This window comes from Georgenia phoenicis, from assembly GCF_047302425.1.
GTDB lineage: Bacteria > Actinomycetota > Actinomycetes > Actinomycetales > Actinomycetaceae > Oceanitalea.
Genome location: NZ_CP154855.1, coordinates 3,346,135 through 3,369,066 on the forward strand (window position 1 = coordinate 3,346,135; position 22,932 = coordinate 3,369,066).

Below are 22,932 nucleotides of genomic sequence, written 5' to 3' on the forward strand. Positions count from 1 at the left end.
CTTGGTCGTCCGCGAAGCGTCATCGCCCGGTGCGCGCGACGCTACCGAGCCTTTCCGCACGCGTCAACCAACTTCCGCACATGCGGGGTGCAAAAGATCGAGCGGGCCGGTTCAGGCGCGGCGCAGCTCCACCGGGCTCATCTGGCCGATGCCCGGCATGTCGACCGGCGGGCGCGGGACGAGCTGGAACTCGGCCGCGGCGGACGAGGTGGACAGCCGCTCGCTCGTCGCCGGGTCGGTGATGACGGAGTTGGGCGGCGCGACGTCGACGAGCCGCGAGGCGAGGTTGACGACGGGGCCGAAGACGTCGCCGGAGCGGGAGATGACCCGGCCCCACACGACCGAGCCGCGCACGGGCAGCAGCCCGGGCTGGGAACGGATCTCGGAGACGAGGTCGACGCCCACGCGAGCGGCGGTGGTGAGGTCGTCGGCGATGAAGAGGACGGCGTCGCCGATCGTCTTGACCACGCGCGCGCCGTGGGAGGTGATGACGTCACGGGCGGTGAACTCGAAGCCCTGGACGAGCTCGGCGAGCTCGCGCGAGCCGAGGCGCGCGGAGCTCGAGGTGAACGAGACCATGTCGACGAAGCCCAGCGCCCGGGGCAGCGGCAGCGAGTCGCTCGTCGACTCCTCGACCGAGCGGCTGGAGACCTCGTTCTCCATTCGCTGGGCGAGGGCGGCGAGCTGGCGGCGCCAGGCGTAGACGAGCTGGTCCTCCAGGACGTCGGCGACGTCGACGATGCGGTCGAGGACGACGAGCCGCGCCCCGGTGTCGTCGAGCCGGTGCCGGCGACTGGCGTCCTCGACGAGCGCCTCGATCTGCCACAGGACGAGCCGGTCGGCGAGGTAGCTCTGCGCGCGCAGCAGCGAGACGGCGGTGGTCCGGTCGATGTGGACGCCGCCGACGAGCCCACCGATGGAGCGCAGGGCGGCGACGTCGCGCGGTGTGAAGGTGACGGCGTCGTCGGCGACGTTGGGGAAGCCCATGGCGCGCCAGAAGAGCCGCGCGGCTGACAGCTCGACCCCCGCCTGCTCGGCGAGCTCGACCATCGTGAGAGTGGGCTCGCCGCCGACGAGCTCGGCCACCCGCTGGTCGACGGTGGAACGGCCCTGCGGCGCCTGCTCGGAGGGTCGTCCTACCGACGCGAGTGTCTCCCCGAGGTCTGCGGCATCCGTCACAGTTCCAGGTTAACCCGCCCCGGGTGGAGCCGACCCGGTGTCCGCCCGGACGTGCAGGACGTCCCCGGCCAGCACCCGGTGCCGCACCCCGGCCGTGTCCCGCACGAGGAGGCAGCCGTCGGCGCCCAGCACCTCCGCGCGGCCGAGGAGGACGGCGCCACCGGGCTGCTCGACGCGCACGTCACGGCCCAGGGTGAGGCAGGCCGCGGCCACCTCGGTGAGCAGACCCGCCGCGCGCGCGTCGCCTTCGTGCTCCTCCCAGCGGCGCACGAGCCCGCCCAGCTCGTGCCCGACGGCGCTCAGCAGCTCCTCCGGGCCCGGCACCGGGAGGCCCGCGAGCGCCAGGGAGGTCGCGGACGGCACGGGGAGCGCCGCGGCGTCCTGGCTGAGGTTGACCCCGATCCCGACGACGGCGACCGGCCCGCCCTCGGGCGGGAGCAGCTCGGTGAGGATCCCCCCGAGCTTGCGGGCGGTGCCCCACCCCGCGAGCGCCGGTCCGCCGTCGGCGACGAGGACGTCGTTGGGCCACTTGAGCCCGACGCGGCTGCCGGCACCCAGCGCGCGCACGACCGCGAGCCCCGCGAGGAGGGTGAGCCACGGCGCGCGCTCGAGCGGCACCCGCGGGCGCAGGAGGAGGGAGGCGGTGAGCGCGGCGCGCGGCGGGGTGAGCCAGCCGCGCCCCGAGCGCCCCCGCCCGGCGGTCTGGTGGTCGGTGACGAGCGCGGACAGGTGCGGCCAGGCGCCGGGGTCGGCGGCGACGGCCTCGCGCAGGGCGGTGCTCGTCGAGCCGACCTCGGCCAGGTGCAGGACACGCGCGAAGGGCTGCTCGCTCACGCGGCCAGCCAACCACAGCGCCCCGCCACGCCTAGCATGGGAGGACCGCCAAGTCTGGAGCTTCCCCATGCCCGCGTCCCGCGCCCGGATCGTCGTCCCCGTCCTTCTCCTCCTCGTCGTCGTGGCGGTGGTGGCCGGGCTCCTCGTCGGGAGGGACGACGACGGCGCACGCGAGCCCACCGCCGTCACCTCCGTCGACGCGACGCCGGAGGCCCCCGGTCCCGTGGCACCGATCGAGCCCGATCGGCCGACGACGCCGGACGAGGCCCCGGACCTCACCCGCCGGGAGGAGGGCGACCCCATGGCGGTCGGCCCGGTCGACGCCCCGGTGGGCGTGGTCGTCTACTCCGACTACAGCTGCTCCTTCTGCCAGCAGTGGGTGACCGAGACCCAGCCGACGATCCTCGAGTACGCCGAGGCCGGCGAGGTCCGGCTCGAGTGGCGCGACATCAGCATCCTGGGCGAGGACTCCACCCGCGCCGCGCTCGCCGCGGCCGCCGCGGCCGAGCAGGACCGCTACCTGGAGTTCCACGAGCTGCTCTTCGCGGACCTGGAGGCACGCTCCCTCGAGCAGCTCACCGCGCTGGCCGAGCAGGCGGGTATGGACACCGAGCAGTTCGCCGCCGACCTCAACGACCCGGACGTGCTCGCCGAGGTGCAGCGCAACATGGAGGAGGCCCAGCGCCTGGGCCTGCAGTCCACGCCGAGCTTCGTCGTCGCCGGGACCCCGGTCGTGGGGGCGCAGCCCGCGGAGGTCTTCGTCGACCTCATCGAGGAGGCGCTCGCCGGGTAGCCGGCGGCCCCACCTTGTGGGGCCTCCACAACACCGCGCCGCCGAAACGCCGCGCACAGGCAGCGAGACTGGTGGCCTGCCACACGTACGCTCGCCGGGTGACCACCGACAACCTCAGCGGCACCGCCGCCAAGCTGGCCGACCTCACCGCCCGCAACGCCGAGCTCGAGCGCGCCGAGTCCGTGGCGCAGGAGAAGCAGCACGGGCGCGGCAAGAAGAGCGCCCGCGAGCGCATCGCCGCCCTGCTGGACGAGGGCAGCTTCGTCGAGCTCGACGCCTTCGCCACGCACCGCTCGACCAACTTCGGGCTCGACAAGCGCAAGCCGGCCGGGGACGGCGTCGTCGTCGGCTACGGGACGGTCGACGGCCGCCAGGTGTGCATCTACTCCCAGGACTTCTCGGTCTTCGGCGGCAGCCTCGGCGAGGTCCACGGGCAGAAGATCACCAAGGTCATGGACCTCGCGCTGCGCACCGGGGTCCCGCTCATCGGGATCTCCGACGGCGGCGGCGCCCGCATCCAGGAGGGCGTCGCGGCCCTCACCCAGTTCGCCGAGATCTTCCGCCGCAACGTCGCCGCCTCCGGGGTGATCCCGCAGATCTCCCTCATCCTCGGGCCCAGCGCCGGCGGCGCCGTCTACTCCCCCGCCCTCACCGACTTCATCGTCATGGCGGACAAGACCTCCAACATGTTCATCACCGGCCCCGACGTCATCAAGGCGGTCACCGGTGAGGAGGTCGGCTTCGAGGAGCTCGGTGGCGCGGCCACGCACAACGAGCGTTCCGGCGTCGCCCACTACCTGGCGGAGGACGAGGAGGACGCGCTCGACTTCGTCCGCGCCCTGCTCGCCTTCCTCCCGTCCAACAACCTCAGCGAGCCGCCGACGTGGCCCGCGGAGACCGAGCCGCTCGAGGTGACCGACGGGGACCTCGAGCTCGACACGCTCGTGCCGGACTCGGACAACCAGCCCTACGACATGCGCACCGTCGTCGAGCACGTCGTCGACGACGGCGAGATCCTCGAGGTGCAGCAGCTGTACGCGCCCAACATCATCACCGCCTTCGGGCACGTCGAGGGCCACCCTGTGGGCATCATCGCCAACCAGCCGCTGCAGATGGCCGGCACGCTGGACATCTCGGCCTCGGAGAAGGCCGCGCGCTTCGTGCGCACCTGCGACGCCTTCAACGTCCCCGTCCTCACCTTCGTCGACGTCCCGGGCTTCCTCCCGGGCACCGACCAGGAGTGGAACGGGATCATCCGCCGCGGCGCGAAGCTCATCTACGCCTACGCCGAGGCGACCGTCCCGCTCGTCACGCTCATCACCCGCAAGGCCTACGGCGGGGCGTACATCGTCATGGGCTCCAAGCAGCTCGGCGCGGACGTCAACCTCGCGTGGCCGACGGCGCAGATCGCCGTCATGGGCTCCGGCGGCGCCGTCAACATCCTCCAGCGGGGTGCGCTGAAGAAGGTTGCCGACGAGGGCGGAGACGTCGAGGCCGAGCGTGCGCGGCTCACCGCCGAGTACGAGGACGCGATCGTCAACCCGTGGGACGCCGCCGCGCGCGGCTACGTCGACGCCGTGATCCCGCCGTCGGAGACGCGCGTCCAGGTGGCCCGGGCGCTGCGGGCGCTGCGGACCAAGCGCGCGTCGCTGCCGGCCAAGAAGCACGGGAACATCCCGCTGTGAGCAGCGCGACGGGCGAGTCCGGGGACCTCACCGCCGCGCAGCTGCGCGTCGTGCGGGGGGAGCCCGACGACGTCGAGCTCGCGGCCCTTGTGGCCGGCATCGTCGCGGCCCGGGCCGCCATGGACGACGACGGCGCACCCGCCCGACCCGCACCCTCGCCCTGGTCCGACCACGGGCGCCGTCTGGGCCGCCCACCGGTGGCCGGCCCCGGCGCCTGGCGGTGGTCGCTGCACCCCTGAGCGGGGGGCCGTCGGTCAGGACCGGCCGGGGCGGCGGAAGATCGTCCAGTACATGAGGCCGACCATGACGCCGCCGCCGACGATGTTGCCCAGGGTGACGGGCAGCAGGTTGCCGACGAGGAAGGCGTCCCAGGTGAGCGCCACGTAGTCACCGGGCGACGCCCCCGTGCTCGCCCAGAAGTCAGCCCTGGCCCCGTGCTTGACGAGCAGGGCCAGCGGCACGAGGAACATGTTCGCCACCGAGTGCTCGAACCCGGCGGAGACGAAGAGCGCGATCGGCAAGGAGAGGGCGACGACCTTGTCCGTCGTCGCCCGTCCCGAGTAGGCCGCCCACACGGCCACGCACACCATGAGGTTGCACAGCACCCCGAGGACGACGGCCTCGACGAAGGAGTGGCTGACCTTTCCCAGCGCGGTGTCGAGCACCACCCGCCCCCACCCTCCGTCCGCGGCGTGCCACGTGCCCCCGACGTAGACGAGGGCGACGACGGTGAGCGCGCCGAGGAAGTTCGCGACGTAGACGACGCCCCAGTTGCGCAGCAGCTGGCCCCAGGTGATCCGGCCACTGGCGCGCGCCGTCAGGGTGAGGGTGGAGGAGGTGAAGAGCTCGGCACCGGTGAGGACGACGAGCATGAGGCCGGTGGAGAAGACAACACCACCGAGCACCTTCGCCACACCCCAGGGCAGGGCCTCGGCCCCCACCTGGCTCGTCGTGTAGAAGACGAAGGCCAGCGCGATGTACCCACCGGCGGTGAGGCCGAGGAGGAAGGAGGCGGCCGGGCGGCCGGTGGCCTTGGCGTAGGCGGCGTCCTCGGCCGCACGCGCCAGCTGGGCGGGGGAGGGGATCCCCGAGGGCTCCGACACCACGCCGGTCATGGCTCTCCTGTCTGCGCCGGGGCAGGGCCGGCCTGGCACGATCCTCGCGGCTCGAGCGGACGAGAACCGGGGCCTTTGGACCCGGCCGCCTCCCGCCGTCGTCCACAGGCAGGCGTGTGACGTGGGTCTCCCCCCTGCGCGTTGTCCCCACCGAGCACAACCCCGCTGGATACGCTCGTCCGCGTGACCGAGTCCCGCGCCAGCACCGCCCTCGACGCCATCGCCGAGCAGTACGTCGACCGTCTCGCCGCTCTCGACCCGGTGACGGCCACCTCCCTCGGCATCCCGGGCCACGACGACGAGCTGCCCGACCTCTCCCCCGACGGCCACCTGGCCCGCGCGGAGCTGGCCATGGAGGCCGTCGCCCAGGTCGCCGCCACGGACGCCGTCGACGAGGTCGACGCGACGACGAAGGCCGCCATGGCCGAGCGACTCGGTCTGGAGGTCGAGCTCTACATGGCGGGCGAGCTGGGCCGCGAGCTCAACGTCATCGCCTCCCCGGTGCAGGACCTGCGGGACGTCTTCGACCTCATGGCCACCGACACGGCCGAGGACTGGGAGTGCATCGCCGGCCGGCTGGCCGCGCTGCCCGAGGCCCTGTCCGGGTACCAGGAGTCCCTGCGGGTCTCCGCCGCGGACGGGAAGGTCGCTGCACTGCGCCAGGTCGAGGCCTGCATCGCGCAGGCCGAGGAGCTCGCCGCGGCGGGCTCCTCGTTCTTCGACACCTTCGTCGACGGCGCCCGTCCCGACGGTGCAGAGCCGCACGGCGCGCTCGCCGAGGCGCTGACCTCGGGTGCGAGCGCCGCCCGCCGCGCCTACGGGGAGCTCGCGCAGATGCTGCGCGAGGAGCTCGCGCCTCGGGCCGGTGAGCAGGACGCCGTCGGCCGTGAGCGGTACTCGCTGTGGTCGCGCCACTTCCTCGGCGCCGTCGTCGACCTCGACGAGACCTACGAGTGGGGCCTGGAGGAGCTCGCCCGTGTCACCGCCGAGCAGGAGGAGGTCGCCGCCCGGCTCTACGGGCCCGGGACCAGCCCCGCCGAGGCGATGGCCCGCCTCGACGCCGACCCCGGCCGCCAGCTGCACGGCACCGAGGCGCTGCAGGCGTGGATGCAGGAGACCTCCGACCGCGCCGTCGCCGAGCTCACCGGCACCCAGTTCGACATCCCCGAGCCGGTGCGCCGCCTCGAGTGCCGCATCGCCCCGACGCAGAACGGCGGCATCTACTACACCGGGCCCAGCGCGGACTTCTCCCGCCCGGGCCGGATGTGGTGGTCGGTGCCGCCGGGCGTCACCGAGTTCAGCACCTGGCGCGAGCTCACCACGGTCTACCACGAGGGCGTCCCGGGCCATCACCTGCAGATCGGGCAGACGGCGTACCGCTCGGAGCTCCTCAACACGTGGCGCCGCCTGGCCTGCTGGGTCAGCGGCCACGGGGAGGGCTGGGCGCTGTACGCCGAACGGCTCATGGCCGACCTCGGCTACCTCGACGACCCCGCCGACTACCTCGGGATGCTCGACGGGCAGCGCCTGCGGGCAGCGCGCGTGGTCCTCGACATCGGCGTGCACCTCGGCAAGCCGGCCCCGGCGCAGTGGGGCGGGGGCACCTGGGACGCCGCCAAGGCCTGGGAGTTCCTCAGGGCGAACGCCAACATGGCCGAGGGCTTCCTCGCCTTCGAGCTCGACCGCTACCTCGGCTGGCCGGCGCAGGCCCCGTCCTACAAGGTCGGCCAGCGGTTGTGGGAGCAGATCCGCGACGCCGCCCGCGAGGACGCCGTCGCACGCGGCGAGGTCTTCGACCTCAAGGCCTTCCACCGGCGCGCGCTCGACATCGGCTCGGTGGGCCTGGACGTCCTGCGCTCCGCCGTCATCGGCCGCCCCGACGCGGCCACGCGCGGCTGATCAGTCGGAGACGGCCGCCCGCAGAAGGGCGGCCGTCTCCGCGTGGCTGGCGCCCTCGACGAGCTCGCCGTCCACCCACACCTGCGGGATGTAGCTGATCCCGTCGGCGGCCGCCTGCGCCGTCGCCGCCTCGACCCACCCGGAGTAGGCCAGCCCCTCGAGGGCGGCGGCCGCGTCCTCGCCCAGGTCGGCGCCCGCCTCCTGGGCGGCGGCGAGGAGGTCCTCGTCGGTGACCTCCGCCGTTGTCGAGCTCGGCTGCAGGTCGAGGAGCGCCTGCTGGACGGCGGGCCACGCCTCCGGGTCGACGTCCGCGACGAGGGCGAGGAGGTTGGCGCCGCGCGTGGAGAAGCCGTGGGCGGTGCGCGGGCCGAGGTAGTCGACGACAGTGAACTCGACGGCGACGTCCCCGCCTTGCGCCCACGCCGCCAGGTCCGCGGCCGTCTCCTCGTGCAGCGCCTTGCAGTGGGGGCAGTTGAGGTCCTGGTAGACGTGCACCCGCTCGGGGGCGTCCGGGTCGCCGATGACGACGGAGCTCGCGGTCACCGTCACTGCGCCGGTGGTGCCCTCGGCCGGTACGCGTTGGCCGGTGGCGTCGTCCGGTGCCGGGTCGTCGCCGCAGCCGGCAAGAAGGGCGGCCAGCGCCGCGAGGAGGACGAGGGGACGACACGCGGCGCGGCTCATACCCCGATCCTCCCGACCGCTCAGGGCGCGAACCAGGGACGAAGCGCCCTTCCCACCCGCCGTCAGCCGACCTACCGCCGACAGCACAGTTACCGCCGACAGCACAGTTACCGCCGACAGCACACTTATCGCCGACAGCACACTTATCGCCGACAGCACACTTATCGCCGACAGCACACTTATCGCCGAGAGCCGGATTCTCCGCGGTCGGTCGAGCCAGGCCTCCCGTAGGCTCACTGCCCGTGAAGTTCGTCCTCGCCTCGGCCTCCCCCGCCCGCCTCGCCACCCTCCGCTCCGCCGGCTTCGCCCCGGAGGTCCACGTCTCCGCGGTCGACGAGCCCGCGCTCCTGCGCGCCGCCGGCGACGACGCCACCCCCGCCGACCAGGTCCTTCTCCTCGCCCGCGCCAAGGCACGCGACGTCGCGCCCGCCCAGCAGGGCGCCGTCGTCGTCGGCTGCGACTCCATGCTCGAGCTCGACGGCGAGGTCCACGGCAAGCCCGCGGACGCCGCCGAGGCGGTCGCGCGGTGGCGGCGAATGCGGGGCCGCTCGGGCGTGCTTCACACCGGCCACTGGATCGTCGACACCCGCTCCACGCCCGCCCCCGAGGTTGGCGCCGTCTCCTCGACGACCGTCCACTTCGCCGAGCTCAACGACGCCGAGATCGAGGCCTACGTCGCGACGGGCGAGCCGCTCGCCGTCGCCGGCGCCTTCACCGTCGACGGGCTCGGCGGCCCCTTCGTCACCCGCATCGAGGGCGACCACCATGGCGTCGTCGGCATCAGCCTGCCGCTCCTGCGCAGCCTCCTCGGTGAGCTCGGCGTCTCCGTCACCGAGCTGTGGAACCGCTGAGCGGCGACCACCGCTGACCGTCCGCGTCGACCTCGACGACGACGGCGGGCGCCTCCTCGTCGGGCGGCAGGAGGTCGGTGAGCGACGTGACGACGACGGCGACGCACTCGCCGCGGTACTCGTCGGACAGGTCGTCGAGGACCCCGACGAGCGCCGCCCGGGAGGCGAGTTCGCCGTCGAGCTCGTGCAGCGTGACGTCGAGGGAGCCGGCAAGCCTGCTCGCGGCAGCGCGGGCGCCGGGCGTGGTGTAGACGGCGGCCGGCCGCGCGGCTCTCAGCACCTCGCCGTCGGCGTCCGGGCCGAGCACGACGACCGTCGCCGGGCACTGCAGGTCGCTCACGTCCGCCCTCCCACGCCACGCCGGATGTGCCGCCGACCCTACTCGGCTGCTGCTCGCGGCTGCGCCCTGTCGCGGGGAATCCAGCTCTCGGCGATAACTGTGCTGTCGGCGGCAACTGCACTGTCGGCGGTAAGTGTGCTGTCGGCGGGACGGCGAGGGGCTGTGCGGGCGCGACAACCTTGCTTGGACAGGGCGGGGCGTCGTCGGCCGGCACTTGTAGGGTCGGCACAACTGGCCGTCGGGCGACTGGTGCGTGGCGACAGACTTGCCCGGCGCGGCGGGGGCTGAGTAGGACGCGCGCCGCCGGGCGGCTACCGTGGGTCGGTCCGGGCGCTGGTCCCGGGGCACTGGCGAGCAGATCGGAGCATTCATGACGAGCACCTCTGGAGCGTCGCCCACCCGGCGCCCGTTGACGAAGGTGCTCATCGCCAACCGGGGCGAGATCGCCGTGCGGGTCGCGCGCGCCTGCATGGACGCCGGGATCGCCACCGTGGCCGTCTACGCGGACTCCGACCGCGACGCCCTCCACGTCCGCCTGAGCGACGAGGCCTTCGGCCTCGGCGGCTCCCGCGCCGCCGAGACCTACCTCGACGCCGGCAAGCTTCTCGACGTCGCCCGCCGCAGCGGCGCCGACGCCGTCCACCCCGGCTACGGCTTCCTCTCCGAGAACGCCGAGTTCGCCCAGCAGGTCATCGACGCCGGCCTCACCTGGATCGGCCCGCCGCCCGCCGCGATCCGCGCACTGGGCGACAAGGTCAGTGCCCGGCACATCGCCAGCGCCGCCGGCGCCCCGCTCGTCGCCGGCACCCCCGACCCCGTCGACTCCGCCGACGAGGTCCTCGCCTTCGCCGACGAGCACGGCCTGCCGGTCGCCATCAAGGCCGCCCACGGCGGAGGCGGGCGCGGCCTCAAGGTCGCCCGCACCCGCGAGGAGATCCCCGAGCTCTTCGACTCGGCCGTGCGCGAGGCCAAGGCCGCCTTCGGCCGCGGCGAGTGCTTCGTCGAGCGTTTCCTCGACCGTCCCCGCCACGTCGAGACCCAGTGCCTGGCCGACGAGCACGGCACCGTCGTCGTCGTCTCCACCCGCGACTGCTCCCTGCAGCGGCGCCACCAGAAGCTCGTCGAGGAGGCTCCCGCGCCCTTCCTCACCGCCGAGCAGGACGCGCTCCTGCGCGAGGCGTCGACCGCGATCATGCGCGAGGCGGGCTACGTGGGCGCCGGGACCTGCGAGTTCCTCATCGGCGCCGACGGCACCGTCTCCTTCCTCGAGGTCAACACCCGGCTGCAGGTCGAGCACCCGGTGACCGAGGAGGTCACCGGCATCGACCTCGTCCGTGAGCAGCTGCGTGTCGCGGCCGGTGAGCCGCTCGGCTACACCGAGGTGCCCACCCGCGGCCACAGCATCGAGTTCCGCATCAACGGCGAGAACCCGGCCGCCGGCTTCCTCCCCTCCCCCGGCACCATCGCCTCGCTCACCTGGCCCGGCGGGCCGGGCGTGCGCGTCGACACCGGTGTCTCCGCCGGGGACACCGTCTCCGGGGCCTTCGACTCCATGCTCGCCAAGCTCATCGTCACCGGCGCCGACCGGCAGCAGGCCCTGCAGCGCGCCCGCCGGGCCCTGCGCGAGCTCGAGATCACCGGCATCCCCACGGTGCTGCCCTTCGCCCGCGCCGTCCTGGACGCGCCGGAGTTCGCCGCCGCGGACGCCTCCTCCTTCACCGTCCACACGACGTGGATCGAGACCGACTACGCCGAGCGCCTCACCCAGCTCACCGCCCCCGAGGCGCCCACCGCCGTCACCCCGGACACCGCGGACGACGCCACCGAGCGGGTCGTCGTCGAGGTCGGCGGCAAGCGTCTCGAGGTCGTGCTGCCCGCCGGGCTGGGCATCGGTGCCGGCCGCGGGGGACGCGGCGTGCGCCGCCCCGCCCGCCGCAGCGGCGGCCGCACCGCCTCCGCGTCGAGCAACGGCTCCCTCACCTCGCCCATGCAGGGCACGATCGTCAAGGTCGCCGTCGAGGACGGCGCCACGGTCGAGGCGGGCGAGCTCGTCGTCGTCCTCGAGGCGATGAAGATGGAGCAGCCGCTCGTCGCGCACCGCTCGGGCACCGTGCGCGGCCTGCAGGCGGCCGTCGGTGCGAACGTCTCGGCCGGCACCGTCATCTGCGACATCGAGGAGTAGCTGATAGGTCATGAGCTGTAGCTGAGAGGACTCTGGTTGGGTCCGGCTCGCGAAGGAGGCAGCTCATGGGCATGTTGGAGGTTGCTCTGGACCCGGCGACGGTGGTCGTCGCCGATGCCGCACCGCAGCACGCAACTCCTCGACCACCGCTTCCTCTGACTGCCGGACCCGCTCGCCAGCGTGAGCCGCCAGCATCCTCTCCAACGCCGCGATTCCGGACCGCGCCGCGTTTCCGCCGGCTGCTGGTCGACGTAGCCGCGGGACGTCGACCGGTCAGGCCGTGCTGGCCTGCGCGGTCGCCTTCGCCGGACGGGCACCGTCCACGCGGTCGCTGATTGCCAGGTCGCCGGGCAAGTTGACCAAGGCGACGGCCGAGTACTGGGTCAGCAGGTGGCGTGACTGCCTCCCGCCACCGCCGGCCCGATTGACGGCAACTCCCGGCAGGCTGGTCAGCACCTGGCCATCGGTGCGAGCCAGCAGGACCGTGAAGAAGGCCCAGCAGCGACTCCACGACCAGCTCAACGCGCTTTGCCCGGGGCTGTCCGCCCCGGCTGGGGCACGGTAGGTCCGTTTGCCGCGCACAGCCTGCCGATCGCCCGCTTTCCCGACGCCGAGCACCTGTACTCCGCCACCGGGCTCGCGCCGGCGATGTACGAATCAGCGACCATCCGGCGCCGCGGGCGAATCTCCCGCCAAGGCTTGGCCGAACACCGCGACGCACTGATGGGCATCGCCTGGGGCTTGTCGCTGTACTCGCCATCCTTCGCTGAGCGTGACGCTGAGTTGCGCGCGCGGGGCATGGCGCCAATCCAGGCCCGCGTGGCGCTGGCGCGCAACGCTTGCCGCCTGATCTACCGCATGCTCGTGACCCAACAACCCTTCGATGAAGAGGCGTATCGTCGAGGAAGGCTCAGCCGCGGACGGTGACGGCCACGTTAGCTATGCCGCTCGACGGCGCAACCTAGCTTGCCGCCCGTCCGCGCTGGGCCGCCCCCTACGGCGCACACGAAAGCCTGCCGATCCACGGCGCCTGATCAGCCTGCCGACTTCGGCGGCCCCCCGGGCCGGACTCACTCATCCCGCTTCGTCGCGAACCAAGCCGAGGTCCTCGTCGACGCGCTCGGCCGATACCCCGCGCCCGGCGTCACCCTTGACTGCTCACGCGAAAGCTAGCCCAGCACGAGTGAGGGACCCGCCACCCGGGCGCCGCTCGCCTCGACACGGGCGCGCAGCTCGCGGTCCGCCGTCACGACGACGACGTCCGCCCCCTCCCGCACGTACCGCTCCGCCTGGGCGGCGATCGCCTCGTCCCCCTCGCCGGGTGCGTCGACGACGTCGACCCGGCCCACGCCGTCGACGGCGGGGACCGACGCGGCACCGCGCCCCCTCCCCTCCGCGACGAGGACGACGTGCGGGTACCACGCGTGCCCGGGCAGCCCGAGCTTCTCCGCGGGCAGCCCCGCCGCAGCGAGGACGGCCAGCTCGTCGCGCAGCCGCGCGATGGCACCGGCGCGGTCGCGCCACCAGCCGTCAGGCCGCGAGCCCATCGTGTTGGCGCCGTCGACGACGAGCACGAGCCGACGCCCGAGCAGCTCGCGCAGCGCGGGGAGCGCGTCGGCGAAGGCCGGCAGCAGCTGCCGGTCCCGGACCGCCGCGCCGTCGACCCACGCGACCCCGATGCTCTCCGGGTCGCTCACCCGCGGCTCGATGTCCTCCACCGCCTCGGCGACGACGGTCGTGTAGGCCCAGTCGGGGTGCGCGAGGCGGTGGCTCGCCCGCACGGCCACGCCCGACGGCGGCACGGCGGCCTCCTCCCGCGCCTCGCGCAGCGCGCCCTGGACGTCCGTCTCGCCCGGGTCGACCGCCCCGCCGGGCAGCCCCCACGTACCGCCGTGGTGGCTCCACAGCGCTCGGTGCTGGAGGACGACGGCGTAGTCGTGCGGGTCGTGGGACGGGTGCGTGTCCGCCCGCCACAGCAGCAGTCCGGCGGCACCGTGACGGCCCCAGTGCCGGTACCCGCAGCGGCACTCGACCCACCCGTCACCTGGCCGGTGCGGTGGGCGCGGGTCCGGCGTCGAGTCTGCCACCGTCCCACCCTCGCACAGCGGACGCCCGTGAGCCGGTGCACACGGACGCGGTACGGGCGGGGCCGCGCGCCCTCGTAGGCTGTGGCCCATGTCGGCACGTCTTGCACGCGGTACTGGTCTGGCCACGGTGACCGAGGAGGGGACGGTCCTCGACGTCTGGTACCCCGACCCCACGGTCGACGGCGCGGAGGGCACCGCCTCCACGGCCACCACCGCGCTGCCGGTCGCCGAGCGCCGCGACGAGGCCCGGGGCGTCCACTCCCGGGTGGTCACGGCGGAGATCGACCTGGACGCCGCGCCCACGAGCACGATTGACGCCTACCTGCGCCTCCACCTCCTGTCCCACCGCGTCCTCACGCCGGGCTCGGTCAACGTCGAGGGCATCTTCGGCGTGCTGCCCAACGTCGTGTGGACCTCGGCCGGGCCGTGCGCCGTCGAGGGCTTCGACCAGACACGGGTCCGCCTGCGGGCCCGCGACGGCCACCTCGCCGTCCACGGCGTCGACAAGTTCCCCCGGATGACCGACTACGTCGTCCCCAGCGGCGTGCGGATCGCCGACGCCTCCCGCGTCCGGCTCGGCGCCCACCTCGCGCCCGGCACCACCGTCATGCACGAGGGCTTCGTCAACTTCAACGCCGGCACGCTGGGCCGCTCGATGGTCGAGGGCCGCATCTCCCAGGGCGTCGTCGTCGGGGACGGCACGGACGTCGGCGGAGGCGCCTCGATCATGGGCACGCTCTCGGGCGGCGGCCAGGAGCGCATCACGATCGGCCAGCGCTGCCTGCTGGGCGCCAACAGCGGCATCGGCATCTCCCTGGGCGACGACTGCGTCGTCGAGGCCGGCCTCTACGTCACCGCCGGCACCAAGGTGACCGTCGTGTCCGCGCCCGGGGACTCCGCGGCCACTCCCACCGTCGTCGCCGCGCGGGAGCTCTCGGGCCGCTCCCACCTGCTCCTGCGGCGCAACTCGGTCACCGGCACGGTCGAGGCGCTGAGCCGGGCGGGGACGGGGATCACGCTCAACGACGCCCTCCATGCGTAGCGGGCTGCTGCGCGGCACGGTCGCGGTCCTCGCGCTCGCCGCCGTCGCCGTCGCCGCCGTCGCGTTCCTCCTCACGCGGCTGGTGCCGGACCGCATCAGCGAGACCTGCGCCGTCGTACTCGACGGCGGCACGCGCCACGTCCTGGACGCGGACCAGGCCGACAACGCGGCCCTCATCACCGCCGTCACCGTGCGGCGGGAGCTGCCCGCGCGCGCCGCGACGATCGCGCTCGCCACGGCGGTGCAGGAGTCGAAGCTGCGGAACATCGACTACGGCGACCGCGACTCCCTCGGCCTGTTCCAGCAGCGCCCCTCGCAGGGCTGGGGCACGGCCGAGCAGGTGACCGACCCGGTCTACGCCACCAACGCCTTCCTCGACGGCCTCGTCCAGGTGCCCGGGTACACCGAGCTGCCGGTGACCGAGGCCGCCCAGACCGTCCAGCGCTCCGGCTTCCCCGAGGCCTACGCCGACCACGAGCCCGAGGGCCGCGCCTTCGCCTCCGCGCTCACCGGCCACTCCCCCGCCTCCCTCACCTGCCACCTGCCCGAGCCCGACGACGGCGCAGACCCGGCCACCGCCGTCACCGCCCGGCTCGAGCAGGACTTCGGGATCACGACGACGGCGCAGGACGGCGCCGTCGTCGTCGAGGCCGGCGCCCTCCCCGGCGACGACGCGACGCGGCCGGCGTGGGCGGTGGCGCACTGGGCGGTCGCGACGGCGGTCGACACCGGGGCCGGCAGCGTCGCGGTGGCAGACCAGGTGTGGCAGCGCGCCGAGGGCAACGAGGCGCAGTGGCGCCCGACGGAGGGTTCCGCGCTGCCGGCTGGCACCGTTCGCATCTCCTGACCTTTCGGATCCCGCCACAAGCGCCGCCCCCGACACGCGACACGCCGGCGACACGCCGGGCGGAGGGCGTCCTGAGCCGGCCTCCGCTGGCGCTTGTGGCGGGATTCTGAAGGCCGCCCCCTGCCCCAGGCACGCGAACGCCCCGGCGGCCCGCCCCAGTGAAGGGGTGCGGGCCGCCGGGGCGGCGGCGAAACTCAGCGGCCGGCGGGGTAGTCCCGCTCGGTCTCGCCGGTGTACACCTGGCGCGGGCGGCCGATCTTCGTCGTCGGGTCGGCGATCATCTCGCGGTACTGGGCGATCCACCCGGGCAGGCGGCCCAGCGCGAACAGCGGGGTGAACATCTGCGTGGGGAAGCCCATGGCCTTGTAGATGAGGCCGGTGTAGAAGTCGACGTTCGGGTAGAGCTTGCGCTCGATGAAGTAGTCGTCGTTGAGGGCGATCTCCTCCAGACCCATGGCGATGTCGAGCAGCTCGTCGGACTTGCCGAGCTTGCCGAGCACCTCGTGGGCGGCGTCCTTGACGATCGCGGCGCGCGGGTCGTAGTTCTTGTAGACCCGGTGGCCGAAGCCCATGAGGCGGACGCCGTCCTCCTTGTTCTTCACCTTGGTCATGAAGTCGGAGGCGTCGCCGCCGGAGGCCTGGATGCCGGTGAGCATCTCGAGGACCGCCTCGTTCGCACCACCGTGCAGCGGGCCGGACAGGGCGCCGACGCCCGCGGAGACCGAGGAGTAGATGTTGGCGTTCGAGGAGCCCACCATGCGCACGGTCGACGTCGAGCAGTTCTGCTCGTGGTCGGCGTGGAGGATGAGGAGCATGTCGAGGGCCTTGGTGAGCGCCGGGTCGACCTCGTGGTCCTGGTAGGGCAGGTGGAAGGTCATCCGGTAGAAGTCCTCGACGTAGGACTTCGAGGCGTCCGGGTAGAGCAGCGGCAGGCCGAGGCCACGCTTGGCGATGTAGGCGATCATCGTCGGCACCTTGGCCATGAGCAGCACGGTGGCGAGCTCGACCTGCTCCTCGTCGCGCGGGTCGAGGGTGTGCTGGTAGTACGTGGCCAGCGCGGAGACCCCGGACTGGAGGATCGCCATCGGGTGCCCGTTGGCGGGGAAGGCCGTGAAGAAGGCCTTGAAGTCCTCGTGGAGCAGCCGGTGCTTGTGGATGCGCGAGGTGAAGGCCTCGAGCTCCGACTCGGTGGGCAGCTCGCCCTTGATGAGGAGGTAGGCGACCTCGAGGAAGGAGGAGCTCTTCGCGAGCTGGTCGATCGGGTAGCCGCGGTAGCGCAGGATGCCGGCGTCGCCGTCGATGTAGGTGATCGCGGACGTCGTCGACGCCGTGTTCATGAAGCCGGGGTCCAGGGTGACCAGGCCGGTCTCCTTGAGCAGCGAGGAGATCTTCACCCCGTCGTTGCCCTCGGCCGCCGGCACCCGGTCGAACTCCAGTCGCGTTCCGTCGACCTCGAACGTTGCCGGGGTGGGAGTGGCCTCGGACATGTACTGCCTCCTCAAGGATCGGTACGCCGGCTGCTCGTGGCGCCGGCACCGTCCGCACCGTCGGAGGCGGAGGCCTCATCGGTCCGCACGGTCGTGTTGGGTGGTTCCTCCATGAAGGGTAAGCCATGCCACGCGGTGGTCCCGCCCCGGGTCGGCGCCGGACATGTCCGTCACGGCGTGACGCGCGCCACGTCCGGTCAGGCCGGCAGCAGCGGCCCGGCGGCCAGCCGCTCGGCGGCCGCGGCGATGCGCTCGTCGCTCGCGGTGAGCGCGATGCGCACGTGCCGCGCGCCGGCCGGCCCGTAGAACTCACCGGGCGCGACGAGGATGCCGCGCTCGGCCAGGGCAGCGACGATCGTGCGGCAGTCCGCCTCCTCCGCCGTCGTGGCCCACAGGTACAGGCCCGCCTCGCTCTCGGGGGCGACGACCAGCCCGGCGGCCGCGCAGGCGGCGAGGAGCACCTCGCGCCGGGCCCGGTAGCGCTCGCGCTGGACGGCGACGTGCTCGTCGTCGTCCATGGCCGCGGCGAGCGCCGCCTGGACGGGCGCGGGCATCATCATCCCGGCGTGCTTGCGCAGCTCGAGGAGGCGGCCCACGAGCGCCGGGTCACCCGCGGCGAACGCCGCGCGGTAGCCGGCGAGGTTGGACTGCTTGCTCGCCGAGTACAGGACGAGCAGCCCCTCGTGGCTGCCGCCGCACACGCGCGGGTCGAGCAGGCTCGGCACACCCTCGGTGGCCCACGGCTCGGCCCAGCCGAGCTCCGCGTAGCACTCGTCGCTCGCGACGACGGCGCCGCGCGCACGCGCCCACTCGACGACCTTGCGCAGGTGCTCGACACCGAGGACACGCCCGGTCGGGTTGGACGGGGAGTTGAGCCACACGAGCCGCACCGGACCGGGCCCGACGGCGGTGGTCGCGTCGGCGGGGAAGGGCTCGGCACCCGCCAGGCGCGCCCCGACGTCGTAGGTCGGGTAGGCGATCTGCGGGTGGACGACGACGTCCCCGGCTCCCAGCCCGAGCATCGCGGGCAGCAGGGCCACGAGCTCCTTGGAGCCGATGGTCGGCAGCACCTGCTCGGGGCTCAGCCCGGGCACGCCCCGGCGGCGGGCGAACCAGCCGGCCACCGACTCACGCAGGCGGTCGGTGCCCTGCGTCGTCGGGTAGCCGGGTGAGTCGGCCGCGGCGACGAGCGCGGCCTGGACCACCTGCGGCGTCGGGTCGACGGGGGTGCCGACCGAGAGGTCGACGATCCCGCCCGGGTGCGCGCGTGCGCGGTCCCGGGCGCCCGCGAGGCTGTCCCAGGGGAAGCTCGGCAGCGCGTCGCCGAACAGCGCCACCTCAGGCCTGCGGCGGGAGGGCGGCCACCAGCGGGTGGTCCTTGTCGATCTGCCCCATCTTGGCCGCGCCACCGGGCGAGCCGATGTCGTCGAAGAAGTTGACGTTGGCCTCGTAGAAGGCCGACCACTGCTCGGGGGTGTCGTCCTCGTAGTAGATCGCCTCGACCGGGCAGACCGGTTCGCAGGCGCCACAGTCGACGCACTCGTCGGGGTGGATGTACAGCATCCGCTTGCCCTCGTAGATGCAGTCCACGGGGCACTCGTCGACGCATGCCAGGTCCTTGACGTCCACGCAGGGCTGCGCGATGACGTAGGTCACGGGTTCCCTCCCTCTGCGGCGTCGCTCCGCCGCCTGTCGGTGCCCGTCCAGTATCCCTCATCCGGCCCGCCCCGCAGTGCGCCCCGCCCGGTGGGTGGGCGGCCGGGGCAGCCCCTCCCCCGCAGTGTGCTCCCTCCGGTCCACTGTGCGCCCGGTCTACCGACCGCAGTGGACTCAAGGGGCGCATGGTCGCGGAGAGGAGCGGGCGCCCGCCGCGCTGGACGCGCGGGGGACAATGGGCGGGTGGAACCTCTGTGGGCGGACTGGCCGGTGGGCACGCGCGTGGTGATCCGCTACCGGCGGCCCGAGGGCGGGTTCTCCGACGCCCTCGGTGACCTCGTCGAGGCCGACGACACCGCCGCCGTCGTCCACACGCGGCGCGGGCCGGTGCGGGTGGCGGTGGCCGACGCCGTCATCGGCAAGCCGGTGCCCCCGCCCCCGGCGCCGCGCGGGCGCCGGGGCGAGTGACGCTCAGTCCCCGCTCGGTGCCGAGCCGCACACGACGCGGTCCCACGGGATGTACCGCGTGGTCCACGACTCGCGGTCGACCTCCTGGCCCTGGTGCGACACGGTGCGGGTCACCGTGACGGTGAAGCCGGGCTCGGGCGAGTTGTGCGGCACGCAGCCGGGTGCGGAGTTGTACACCGTCGAGGGCTGGGTGAAGTTGTAGCGCTCGCTCGTGTGGGTGGTGACGTCGAAGTGCTTGGTGCCCCACAGCCGCACGTGGAACTCCCCGCCGGCGACCCAGGCCTGGACGAGCGCGCCGTAGGGCGTCGTGTTCGTCCACTTGAGGTCGACGCTCGGGGTGTAGACCGTGGCCTCGCGCCCCTCGGGGTACCGCGGGTAGTGGTGGGAGTGGGTCTGGAACTCGTCCAGCTGCATCCCGGCGAAGTACGCGGCGTTGAAGACCGTGGTCGACACCTGGGACAGGCCACCGCCCATGCCGCTGGTCTCCAGGCCGTCGACGACGACGCCGGAGGACACGAAGCCCTGCTCGCGGGTGATCGGCCCGAGCGCCTCGATGAGGCTGAAGGTCTCCCCCGGCTTGATGAGCGTGTTGGAGATCTTCTCGGCGCCCACGACGAGGTTGCGGGTGCGCTGGGGGTCGTTGTGGAAGGGCGTGGAGAACTCCGAGACGACCTCGACGACGCCGAGCGCCTCCGCGTCCGCGACCGTGAACTCCGGCTCGACCTCGACGAGGGTCGCCCGGGCGGTGCGGTCGGAGCTCGAGACGGCGGCCGCGGCGACGGCGTCGACGAGGCCGGCCGCGTCGACGTCCATGCCGGTGGCCCCGGGCACGATCGTGGGCCGGCCGTCCTGGAGGACGATGCTCGCGTCCCGGGCGGCGGTGCTCACCTCGGGGTCGAGCTCGAGGACGAGATCGACGAGCGCCTCGCCGTCGAGCTGGAGGGTGAGGGCGCCGTCGTCGGTCGGCTCGAGGGTGGCGACGGAGGTGAGGTGCGCGGGGGTGAGCTCGATGAGCCGCCCGTCGATCTCGACGGCGACCGGCGAGCGGGTGAGCGGGCCGGCGATCTGCGTCATCGCCGTCTGGACGGCCTCGGCGCTGACGTGCGGGGGGACCTCCTCGCCCGGCAGCGGCAGCGGCCGCTCACCGGTGAGCCAGGTCTCGCGCACGACCTCGGTGGCCGCCTCGACGTCGAGGGCGGTGCCGGCGACCGGCTCGGTGGGCTGCGCCTGGCCGTCGGTGAGCGCGATCGCGCCGTCGACGGGGGCGACGTCGAGGGTCTCGGCGACCCGCTCGATCTCCGCGCTCAGCGCCTCCTCGTCCACGCGGGTGACCGGGTCCTGCTCACCGGCGCCGAAGACGTGGGCGACGAGGATGCGCGGGTCGAAGGACAGGCCGGTGAGCTCGTCGACGGTCGCGGCGGCGTCCAGCTCGAGGCCCGCGGCCTGCGGGTCGAGGGTCGTCTCGTTGTCCGCCAGCGCCACGGGCACCGGCTGCGTCGCGGTGTCCGCGAGCGCCTCGGTGAGCCGCTCGGTCGCCTCGGGTGCCGTGAGGCCGCCGATGTCGACGCCGGCGACCGTCGCGCCACGCGGCACCCGGTCGCCCAGGTACCAGGCCGCGCCCGCGTAGGCGCCGAGCAGCACGAGGATGACGACGACGGCGACGATCCAGCCGCGGCGACGGCGTCGCGGCTCCTCGTCGAAGTCGACAAGCGGTGACTCGTCGGTCGACGTGTCCGTTCCCATAGGTGTTTCCCTCCGGGCTCGCGTCAGGATACGACGCGCAGGTCAGGCGTCCCCGAGCGGCCGCAGCCGCCCGAGGTAGTGGACGAGGGCACCGGTGGCGGTGCGGCCGAGCGTGGCGTCGAGGACCTCGCCGACGACGACGTCGTGGTCCCCGGCGGTGCGGATCCAGTGCGTGCGGCACTCGAGCCAGCCCTGGGCCTGGTCGACGAGCGCGGCGCCGCTGATCGGCCCGCGGCTGTGGTCGACGCCGACGAGCTGGCCGATGGCGGGCCGGCCGGGGCTGGCCAGGCGCTCGGCGGCGACCTTGGCGTGGGCGTCGAGGATGCTCACCGCCCACGTGTCGACGTCCTCGAGGGCCTCGCGCAGGCGCGCGTCGGTGTGGACGCAGAAGAGCAGCATGGGCGGGCGCAGCGACACCGAGGTGAGGGCGGTGGCCGTCATCGCCAGGTCGGTGGCGCCGTGGCGGACGGAGACGGCGGCGACGCCCCCGGCGAGGCGCTGCATGGTGGCGCGGTAGCGCTCGACGAGCTCCTCGTTCACGGCCGCTCCCGGGGCTTGTCGGCGAACCAGCGGGCCGGCAGCAGCGCGGCCGCGACGCAGGCGAGCGGTGCCCCGAAGAGCCAGACGTAGCCGATGGCCTCGTCGGTCACGAGCACGTCCCCGCCGGGGCGGAGGAAGGCCATCGCCTGGGTGACGGCGACGACGGCGAGCGCGGTGAGCAGCAGCCCCGCGCCGCCCGCGATCGCCCGTGCGGCGACGGCGGCGGCGAGCACACCGACCAGCCCGAGGACGATGCCCGCGGGCAGGTCCTGCACGGTGAAGCGGTGGACGACCGTCCCGAGCGCGCCCATGACGAGGCCGGCGAGGAGGGAGACGAGCACGCCAGTCGTGCCGCCGCTCGTGACGAGCCGGGCGAGGACGCCGCGGCGCGCGGGCTGCGCGGTAGCGGGCGGGGCGGGGACGGCCGCCGGGCCGGTGCCCTCGCCCTGCTCGGGGGGCTGGGCGGCGAGGACCGGGGTGGGGGCCACGGGGGCCGGTGACGGGGCGGGGGTGGCGCCGTCGTCGTTCGCGAGCGCGGCGGCGATGGCGGTGGCGTCGGACCCGGGGGCGGGACGCAGGTACACGCGGTCGAGGAGCGGGACGAGCGCGGCGTTGCTCATCGCGAGGTGCCCGACGAGCCGGCGCCCGTCGATGGGGGCGACGGCCTGGACCTGGGTGCGGTGGTGGCGCAGCGCGGCGATGACCTGCCCGGCGACGGGCCGGACGTCGAAGGAGGCGCTGACCTCCGCGCCCGGGACCGCGAGGGAGGGCAGCTCCGCGCCCGCGTCCGGGACGGTGAGGACGGTGCCGTCCGGGGCGCGGCGGGGCTCGTGGTGCCGCAGAGTGTCGGCCAGCTCGGTGAGCGCCGCCCGCAGGTGCGACTCCTCCTGGGCGACCCACAGGACGGTCGGCACCTGCCACGGGGCCAGGCCGGCGAGCGGCTCGGCGTCGTCGGCGGCGATCTCGACGGCGCGGCTGGCGACCCGGTGCGCGTGGACGTGGTCGGGGTGCCCGTAGCCGCCGCCCGGCTCCTCGGTGAGCAGCACCGTCGGGCGCACGTGACGGATGACGACGGCGAGCAGCCCGGCGGCGACGTCGACGTCGACCGCCGTGAAGGCGTCCTCCCCGGCGTCCTCCGCGGGGCCGGCGAGGCCGGGGCGGACCCAGCGCATGCCGGAGTCGCGGAAGCGGGCCGGGCGCTGTCCCTCGAGGGCCGGGACCTGGTCGAGGAAGAGGTGGCGGTGGGCGCCGAGCTCGGCGAGGGCCGCGGACAGCTCGACCTCGCGGCGGCGGGCAAGCTGCTCGGCGTCCTGGGCGAGGTCGGCGAGCTCGGGCGGGATGACCTCCCCGCGCTCGCCGCGCGTGCAGGTGACGACGGAGACGTCGACACCGGCGCGGACGGCCAGCGCGAGGAGGCCGCCCGCGCCGATCGTCTCGTCGTCGGGGTGGGCGAAGACGGCGAGGAGCCGCTGCTCAGGTCGCGTCGTCATCACCCCATTCTGC

At 74.0% G+C, this 22,932-nt stretch carries 23 protein-coding genes and 1 pseudogene; 11 read left to right on the top strand and 13 right to left on the bottom strand.

Going from position 1 to position 22,932, the window contains the following annotated elements; all coding sequences use genetic code 11:
- Positions 1-111 precede the first annotated feature (111 nt).
- Together AA0005_RS15795 and AA0005_RS15800 are read right to left on the bottom strand one after the other, a co-directional pair.
- Positions 112-1,179 carry an adenylate/guanylate cyclase domain-containing protein gene (locus tag AA0005_RS15795; RefSeq protein ID WP_413451086.1) on the bottom strand — a complete coding sequence of 356 codons (1,068 nt, stop codon included), beginning with the start codon at positions 1,177-1,179 and terminating at the stop codon, positions 112-114.
- Between the two features lie 9 nt (positions 1,180-1,188).
- Positions 1,189-2,013 carry a biotin--[acetyl-CoA-carboxylase] ligase gene (locus tag AA0005_RS15800; RefSeq protein WP_413451087.1) on the bottom strand — a complete coding sequence of 275 codons (825 nt, stop codon included), beginning with the start codon at positions 2,011-2,013 and terminating at the stop codon, positions 1,189-1,191.
- 67 nt (positions 2,014-2,080) lie between these two features.
- Between AA0005_RS15800 and AA0005_RS15805 the strand changes: the two genes are divergently transcribed.
- From AA0005_RS15805 to AA0005_RS15815, 3 genes are all read left to right on the top strand, one after another.
- On the top strand, positions 2,081-2,806 hold the full coding sequence (locus AA0005_RS15805; RefSeq protein WP_413451088.1) for a DsbA family protein: 726 nt from the start codon (positions 2,081-2,083) through the stop codon (positions 2,804-2,806).
- Positions 2,807-2,904: 98 nt separating this feature from the next.
- Entirely contained in the window at positions 2,905-4,491 is a 1,587-nt protein-coding gene (locus tag AA0005_RS15810) for an acyl-CoA carboxylase subunit beta (protein ID WP_413451089.1), read from the top strand.
- Positions 4,488-4,730 (top strand): acyl-CoA carboxylase subunit epsilon, encoded by a 243-nt coding sequence (locus AA0005_RS15815; protein WP_413451090.1) that lies wholly within the window; start codon positions 4,488-4,490, stop codon positions 4,728-4,730. Before AA0005_RS15810 ends, AA0005_RS15815 begins: the two co-directional genes overlap by 4 nt.
- A 15-nt stretch (positions 4,731-4,745) precedes the next feature.
- Here the strand turns inward: AA0005_RS15815 and focA are convergent, their stop codons facing one another.
- Entirely contained in the window at positions 4,746-5,606 is an 861-nt protein-coding gene (focA, locus tag AA0005_RS15820) for a formate transporter FocA (protein WP_413451091.1), read from the bottom strand.
- Positions 5,607-5,789: 183 nt separating this feature from the next.
- Here focA and AA0005_RS15825 point away from each other — a divergent pair, with 183 nt between their 5' ends.
- The gene (locus AA0005_RS15825; RefSeq protein ID WP_413451092.1) at positions 5,790-7,505 is read left to right on the top strand and encodes a DUF885 domain-containing protein; all 1,716 of its coding nucleotides are present in this window, start codon (positions 5,790-5,792) and stop codon (positions 7,503-7,505) included.
- Here AA0005_RS15825 and AA0005_RS15830 read toward each other — a convergent pair whose 3' ends face one another.
- Entirely contained in the window at positions 7,506-8,186 is a 681-nt protein-coding gene (locus tag AA0005_RS15830) for a thioredoxin domain-containing protein (RefSeq protein ID WP_413451093.1), read from the bottom strand. It abuts the gene before it with no gap.
- Positions 8,187-8,428: 242 nt separating this feature from the next.
- Between AA0005_RS15830 and AA0005_RS15835 the strand changes: the two genes are divergently transcribed.
- Complete coding sequence (locus tag AA0005_RS15835) at positions 8,429-9,037, top strand: Maf family protein (protein WP_413451094.1); 609 nt, start codon at positions 8,429-8,431, stop codon at positions 9,035-9,037.
- Here AA0005_RS15835 and AA0005_RS15840 read toward each other — a convergent pair.
- A complete protein-coding gene (locus AA0005_RS15840; RefSeq protein ID WP_413451095.1) occupies positions 9,015-9,377 on the bottom strand; it encodes a hypothetical protein in 363 nt (120 codons plus the stop codon). The genes AA0005_RS15835 and AA0005_RS15840 overlap by 23 nt on opposite strands.
- Positions 9,378-9,747: 370 nt before the next feature.
- Here AA0005_RS15840 and AA0005_RS15845 point away from each other — a divergent pair, with 370 nt between their 5' ends.
- Positions 9,748-11,559 (top strand): acetyl/propionyl/methylcrotonyl-CoA carboxylase subunit alpha, encoded by a 1,812-nt coding sequence (locus AA0005_RS15845; RefSeq protein WP_413451096.1) that lies wholly within the window; start codon positions 9,748-9,750, stop codon positions 11,557-11,559.
- A 273-nt stretch (positions 11,560-11,832) separates the two neighbouring features.
- Here the strand turns inward: AA0005_RS15845 and AA0005_RS15850 are convergent, their stop codons facing one another.
- The gene (locus tag AA0005_RS15850; protein ID WP_413453129.1) at positions 11,833-12,177 is read right to left on the bottom strand and encodes a hypothetical protein; all 345 of its coding nucleotides are present in this window, start codon (positions 12,175-12,177) and stop codon (positions 11,833-11,835) included.
- A gap of 30 nt (positions 12,178-12,207) precedes the next feature.
- On the opposite strand from AA0005_RS15850, the pseudogene AA0005_RS15855 reads away from it, so the two are divergent.
- Positions 12,208-12,270: pseudogene (locus tag AA0005_RS15855) on the top strand (hypothetical protein); the annotation flags it as partial.
- A 12-nt stretch (positions 12,271-12,282) separates the two neighbouring features.
- A complete protein-coding gene (locus AA0005_RS15860; RefSeq protein WP_413453130.1) occupies positions 12,283-12,486 on the top strand; it encodes a hypothetical protein in 204 nt (67 codons plus the stop codon).
- A gap of 242 nt (positions 12,487-12,728) precedes the next feature.
- On the opposite strand, the gene AA0005_RS15865 is transcribed toward AA0005_RS15860, so the two are convergent.
- Positions 12,729-13,646: an NUDIX domain-containing protein gene (locus AA0005_RS15865; protein ID WP_413451097.1), complete on the bottom strand. Its 918-nt coding sequence runs from the start codon at positions 13,644-13,646 to the stop codon at positions 12,729-12,731.
- A gap of 88 nt (positions 13,647-13,734) precedes the next feature.
- Between AA0005_RS15865 and dapD the strand changes: the two genes are divergently transcribed.
- Positions 13,735-14,688: a 2,3,4,5-tetrahydropyridine-2,6-dicarboxylate N-succinyltransferase gene (dapD, locus tag AA0005_RS15870; RefSeq protein WP_413451098.1), complete on the top strand. Its 954-nt coding sequence runs from the start codon at positions 13,735-13,737 to the stop codon at positions 14,686-14,688.
- Positions 14,681-15,535 carry a hypothetical protein gene (locus tag AA0005_RS15875; RefSeq protein ID WP_413451099.1) on the top strand — a complete coding sequence of 285 codons (855 nt, stop codon included), beginning with the start codon at positions 14,681-14,683 and terminating at the stop codon, positions 15,533-15,535. The genes dapD and AA0005_RS15875 overlap by 8 nt, the downstream gene beginning before the upstream one ends.
- A gap of 194 nt (positions 15,536-15,729) precedes the next feature.
- On the opposite strand, the gene AA0005_RS15880 is transcribed toward AA0005_RS15875, so the two are convergent.
- The 3 genes from AA0005_RS15880 to fdxA all read right to left on the bottom strand — a co-directional run bounded on the left by AA0005_RS15880 (position 15,730) and on the right by fdxA (position 18,678).
- A complete protein-coding gene (locus tag AA0005_RS15880) occupies positions 15,730-17,022 on the bottom strand; it encodes a citrate synthase (protein WP_413451100.1) in 1,293 nt (430 codons plus the stop codon).
- 197 nt (positions 17,023-17,219) lie between these two features.
- The gene (gene dapC / locus AA0005_RS15885; RefSeq protein ID WP_413451101.1) at positions 17,220-18,359 is read right to left on the bottom strand and encodes a succinyldiaminopimelate transaminase; all 1,140 of its coding nucleotides are present in this window, start codon (positions 18,357-18,359) and stop codon (positions 17,220-17,222) included.
- A gap of 1 nt (position 18,360) precedes the next feature.
- Positions 18,361-18,678: a ferredoxin gene (fdxA, locus tag AA0005_RS15890; protein WP_413451102.1), complete on the bottom strand. Its 318-nt coding sequence runs from the start codon at positions 18,676-18,678 to the stop codon at positions 18,361-18,363.
- Positions 18,679-18,921: 243 nt separating this feature from the next.
- Between fdxA and AA0005_RS15895 the strand changes: the two genes are divergently transcribed.
- A complete protein-coding gene (locus AA0005_RS15895) occupies positions 18,922-19,146 on the top strand; it encodes a ferrous iron transport protein A (protein WP_413451103.1) in 225 nt (74 codons plus the stop codon).
- A 3-nt stretch (positions 19,147-19,149) separates the two neighbouring features.
- Here the strand turns inward: AA0005_RS15895 and AA0005_RS15900 are convergent, their stop codons facing one another.
- The 3 genes from AA0005_RS15900 to AA0005_RS15910 are packed head-to-tail and all read right to left on the bottom strand — an operon-like array spanning position 19,150 to position 22,919.
- Complete coding sequence (locus AA0005_RS15900; protein ID WP_413451104.1) at positions 19,150-20,889, bottom strand: VanW family protein; 1,740 nt, start codon at positions 20,887-20,889, stop codon at positions 19,150-19,152.
- A 42-nt stretch (positions 20,890-20,931) separates the two neighbouring features.
- Entirely contained in the window at positions 20,932-21,429 is a 498-nt protein-coding gene (locus AA0005_RS15905; RefSeq protein ID WP_413451105.1) for a flavin reductase family protein, read from the bottom strand.
- Positions 21,426-22,919, bottom strand: coding sequence for a PIG-L family deacetylase (locus AA0005_RS15910; RefSeq protein ID WP_413451106.1), 1,494 nt, complete (start codon positions 22,917-22,919; stop codon positions 21,426-21,428). Before AA0005_RS15910 ends, AA0005_RS15905 begins: the two co-directional genes overlap by 4 nt.
- Positions 22,920-22,932 lie beyond the last annotated feature (13 nt).

Coding starts and splice junctions, on each gene's coding strand:
- AA0005_RS15805 (WP_413451088.1), top strand. CDS start 2,081: ATGCCCGCGTCCCGCGCCCGGATCGTCGTCCCCGTCCTTCTCCTCCTC.
- focA (WP_413451091.1), bottom strand. CDS start 5,606: ATGACCGGCGTGGTGTCGGAGCCCTCGGGGATCCCCTCCCCCGCCCAG.
- AA0005_RS15830 (WP_413451093.1), bottom strand. CDS start 8,186: ATGAGCCGCGCCGCGTGTCGTCCCCTCGTCCTCCTCGCGGCGCTGGCC.
- AA0005_RS15845 (WP_413451096.1), top strand. CDS start 9,748: ATGACGAGCACCTCTGGAGCGTCGCCCACCCGGCGCCCGTTGACGAAG.
- AA0005_RS15860 (WP_413453130.1), top strand. CDS start 12,283: ATGGGCATCGCCTGGGGCTTGTCGCTGTACTCGCCATCCTTCGCTGAG.
- dapD (WP_413451098.1), top strand. CDS start 13,735: ATGTCGGCACGTCTTGCACGCGGTACTGGTCTGGCCACGGTGACCGAG.
- AA0005_RS15875 (WP_413451099.1), top strand. CDS start 14,681: ATGCGTAGCGGGCTGCTGCGCGGCACGGTCGCGGTCCTCGCGCTCGCC.
- AA0005_RS15880 (WP_413451100.1), bottom strand. CDS start 17,022: ATGTCCGAGGCCACTCCCACCCCGGCAACGTTCGAGGTCGACGGAACG.
- AA0005_RS15900 (WP_413451104.1), bottom strand. CDS start 20,889: ATGGGAACGGACACGTCGACCGACGAGTCACCGCTTGTCGACTTCGAC.
- AA0005_RS15910 (WP_413451106.1), bottom strand. CDS start 22,919: ATGACGACGCGACCTGAGCAGCGGCTCCTCGCCGTCTTCGCCCACCCC.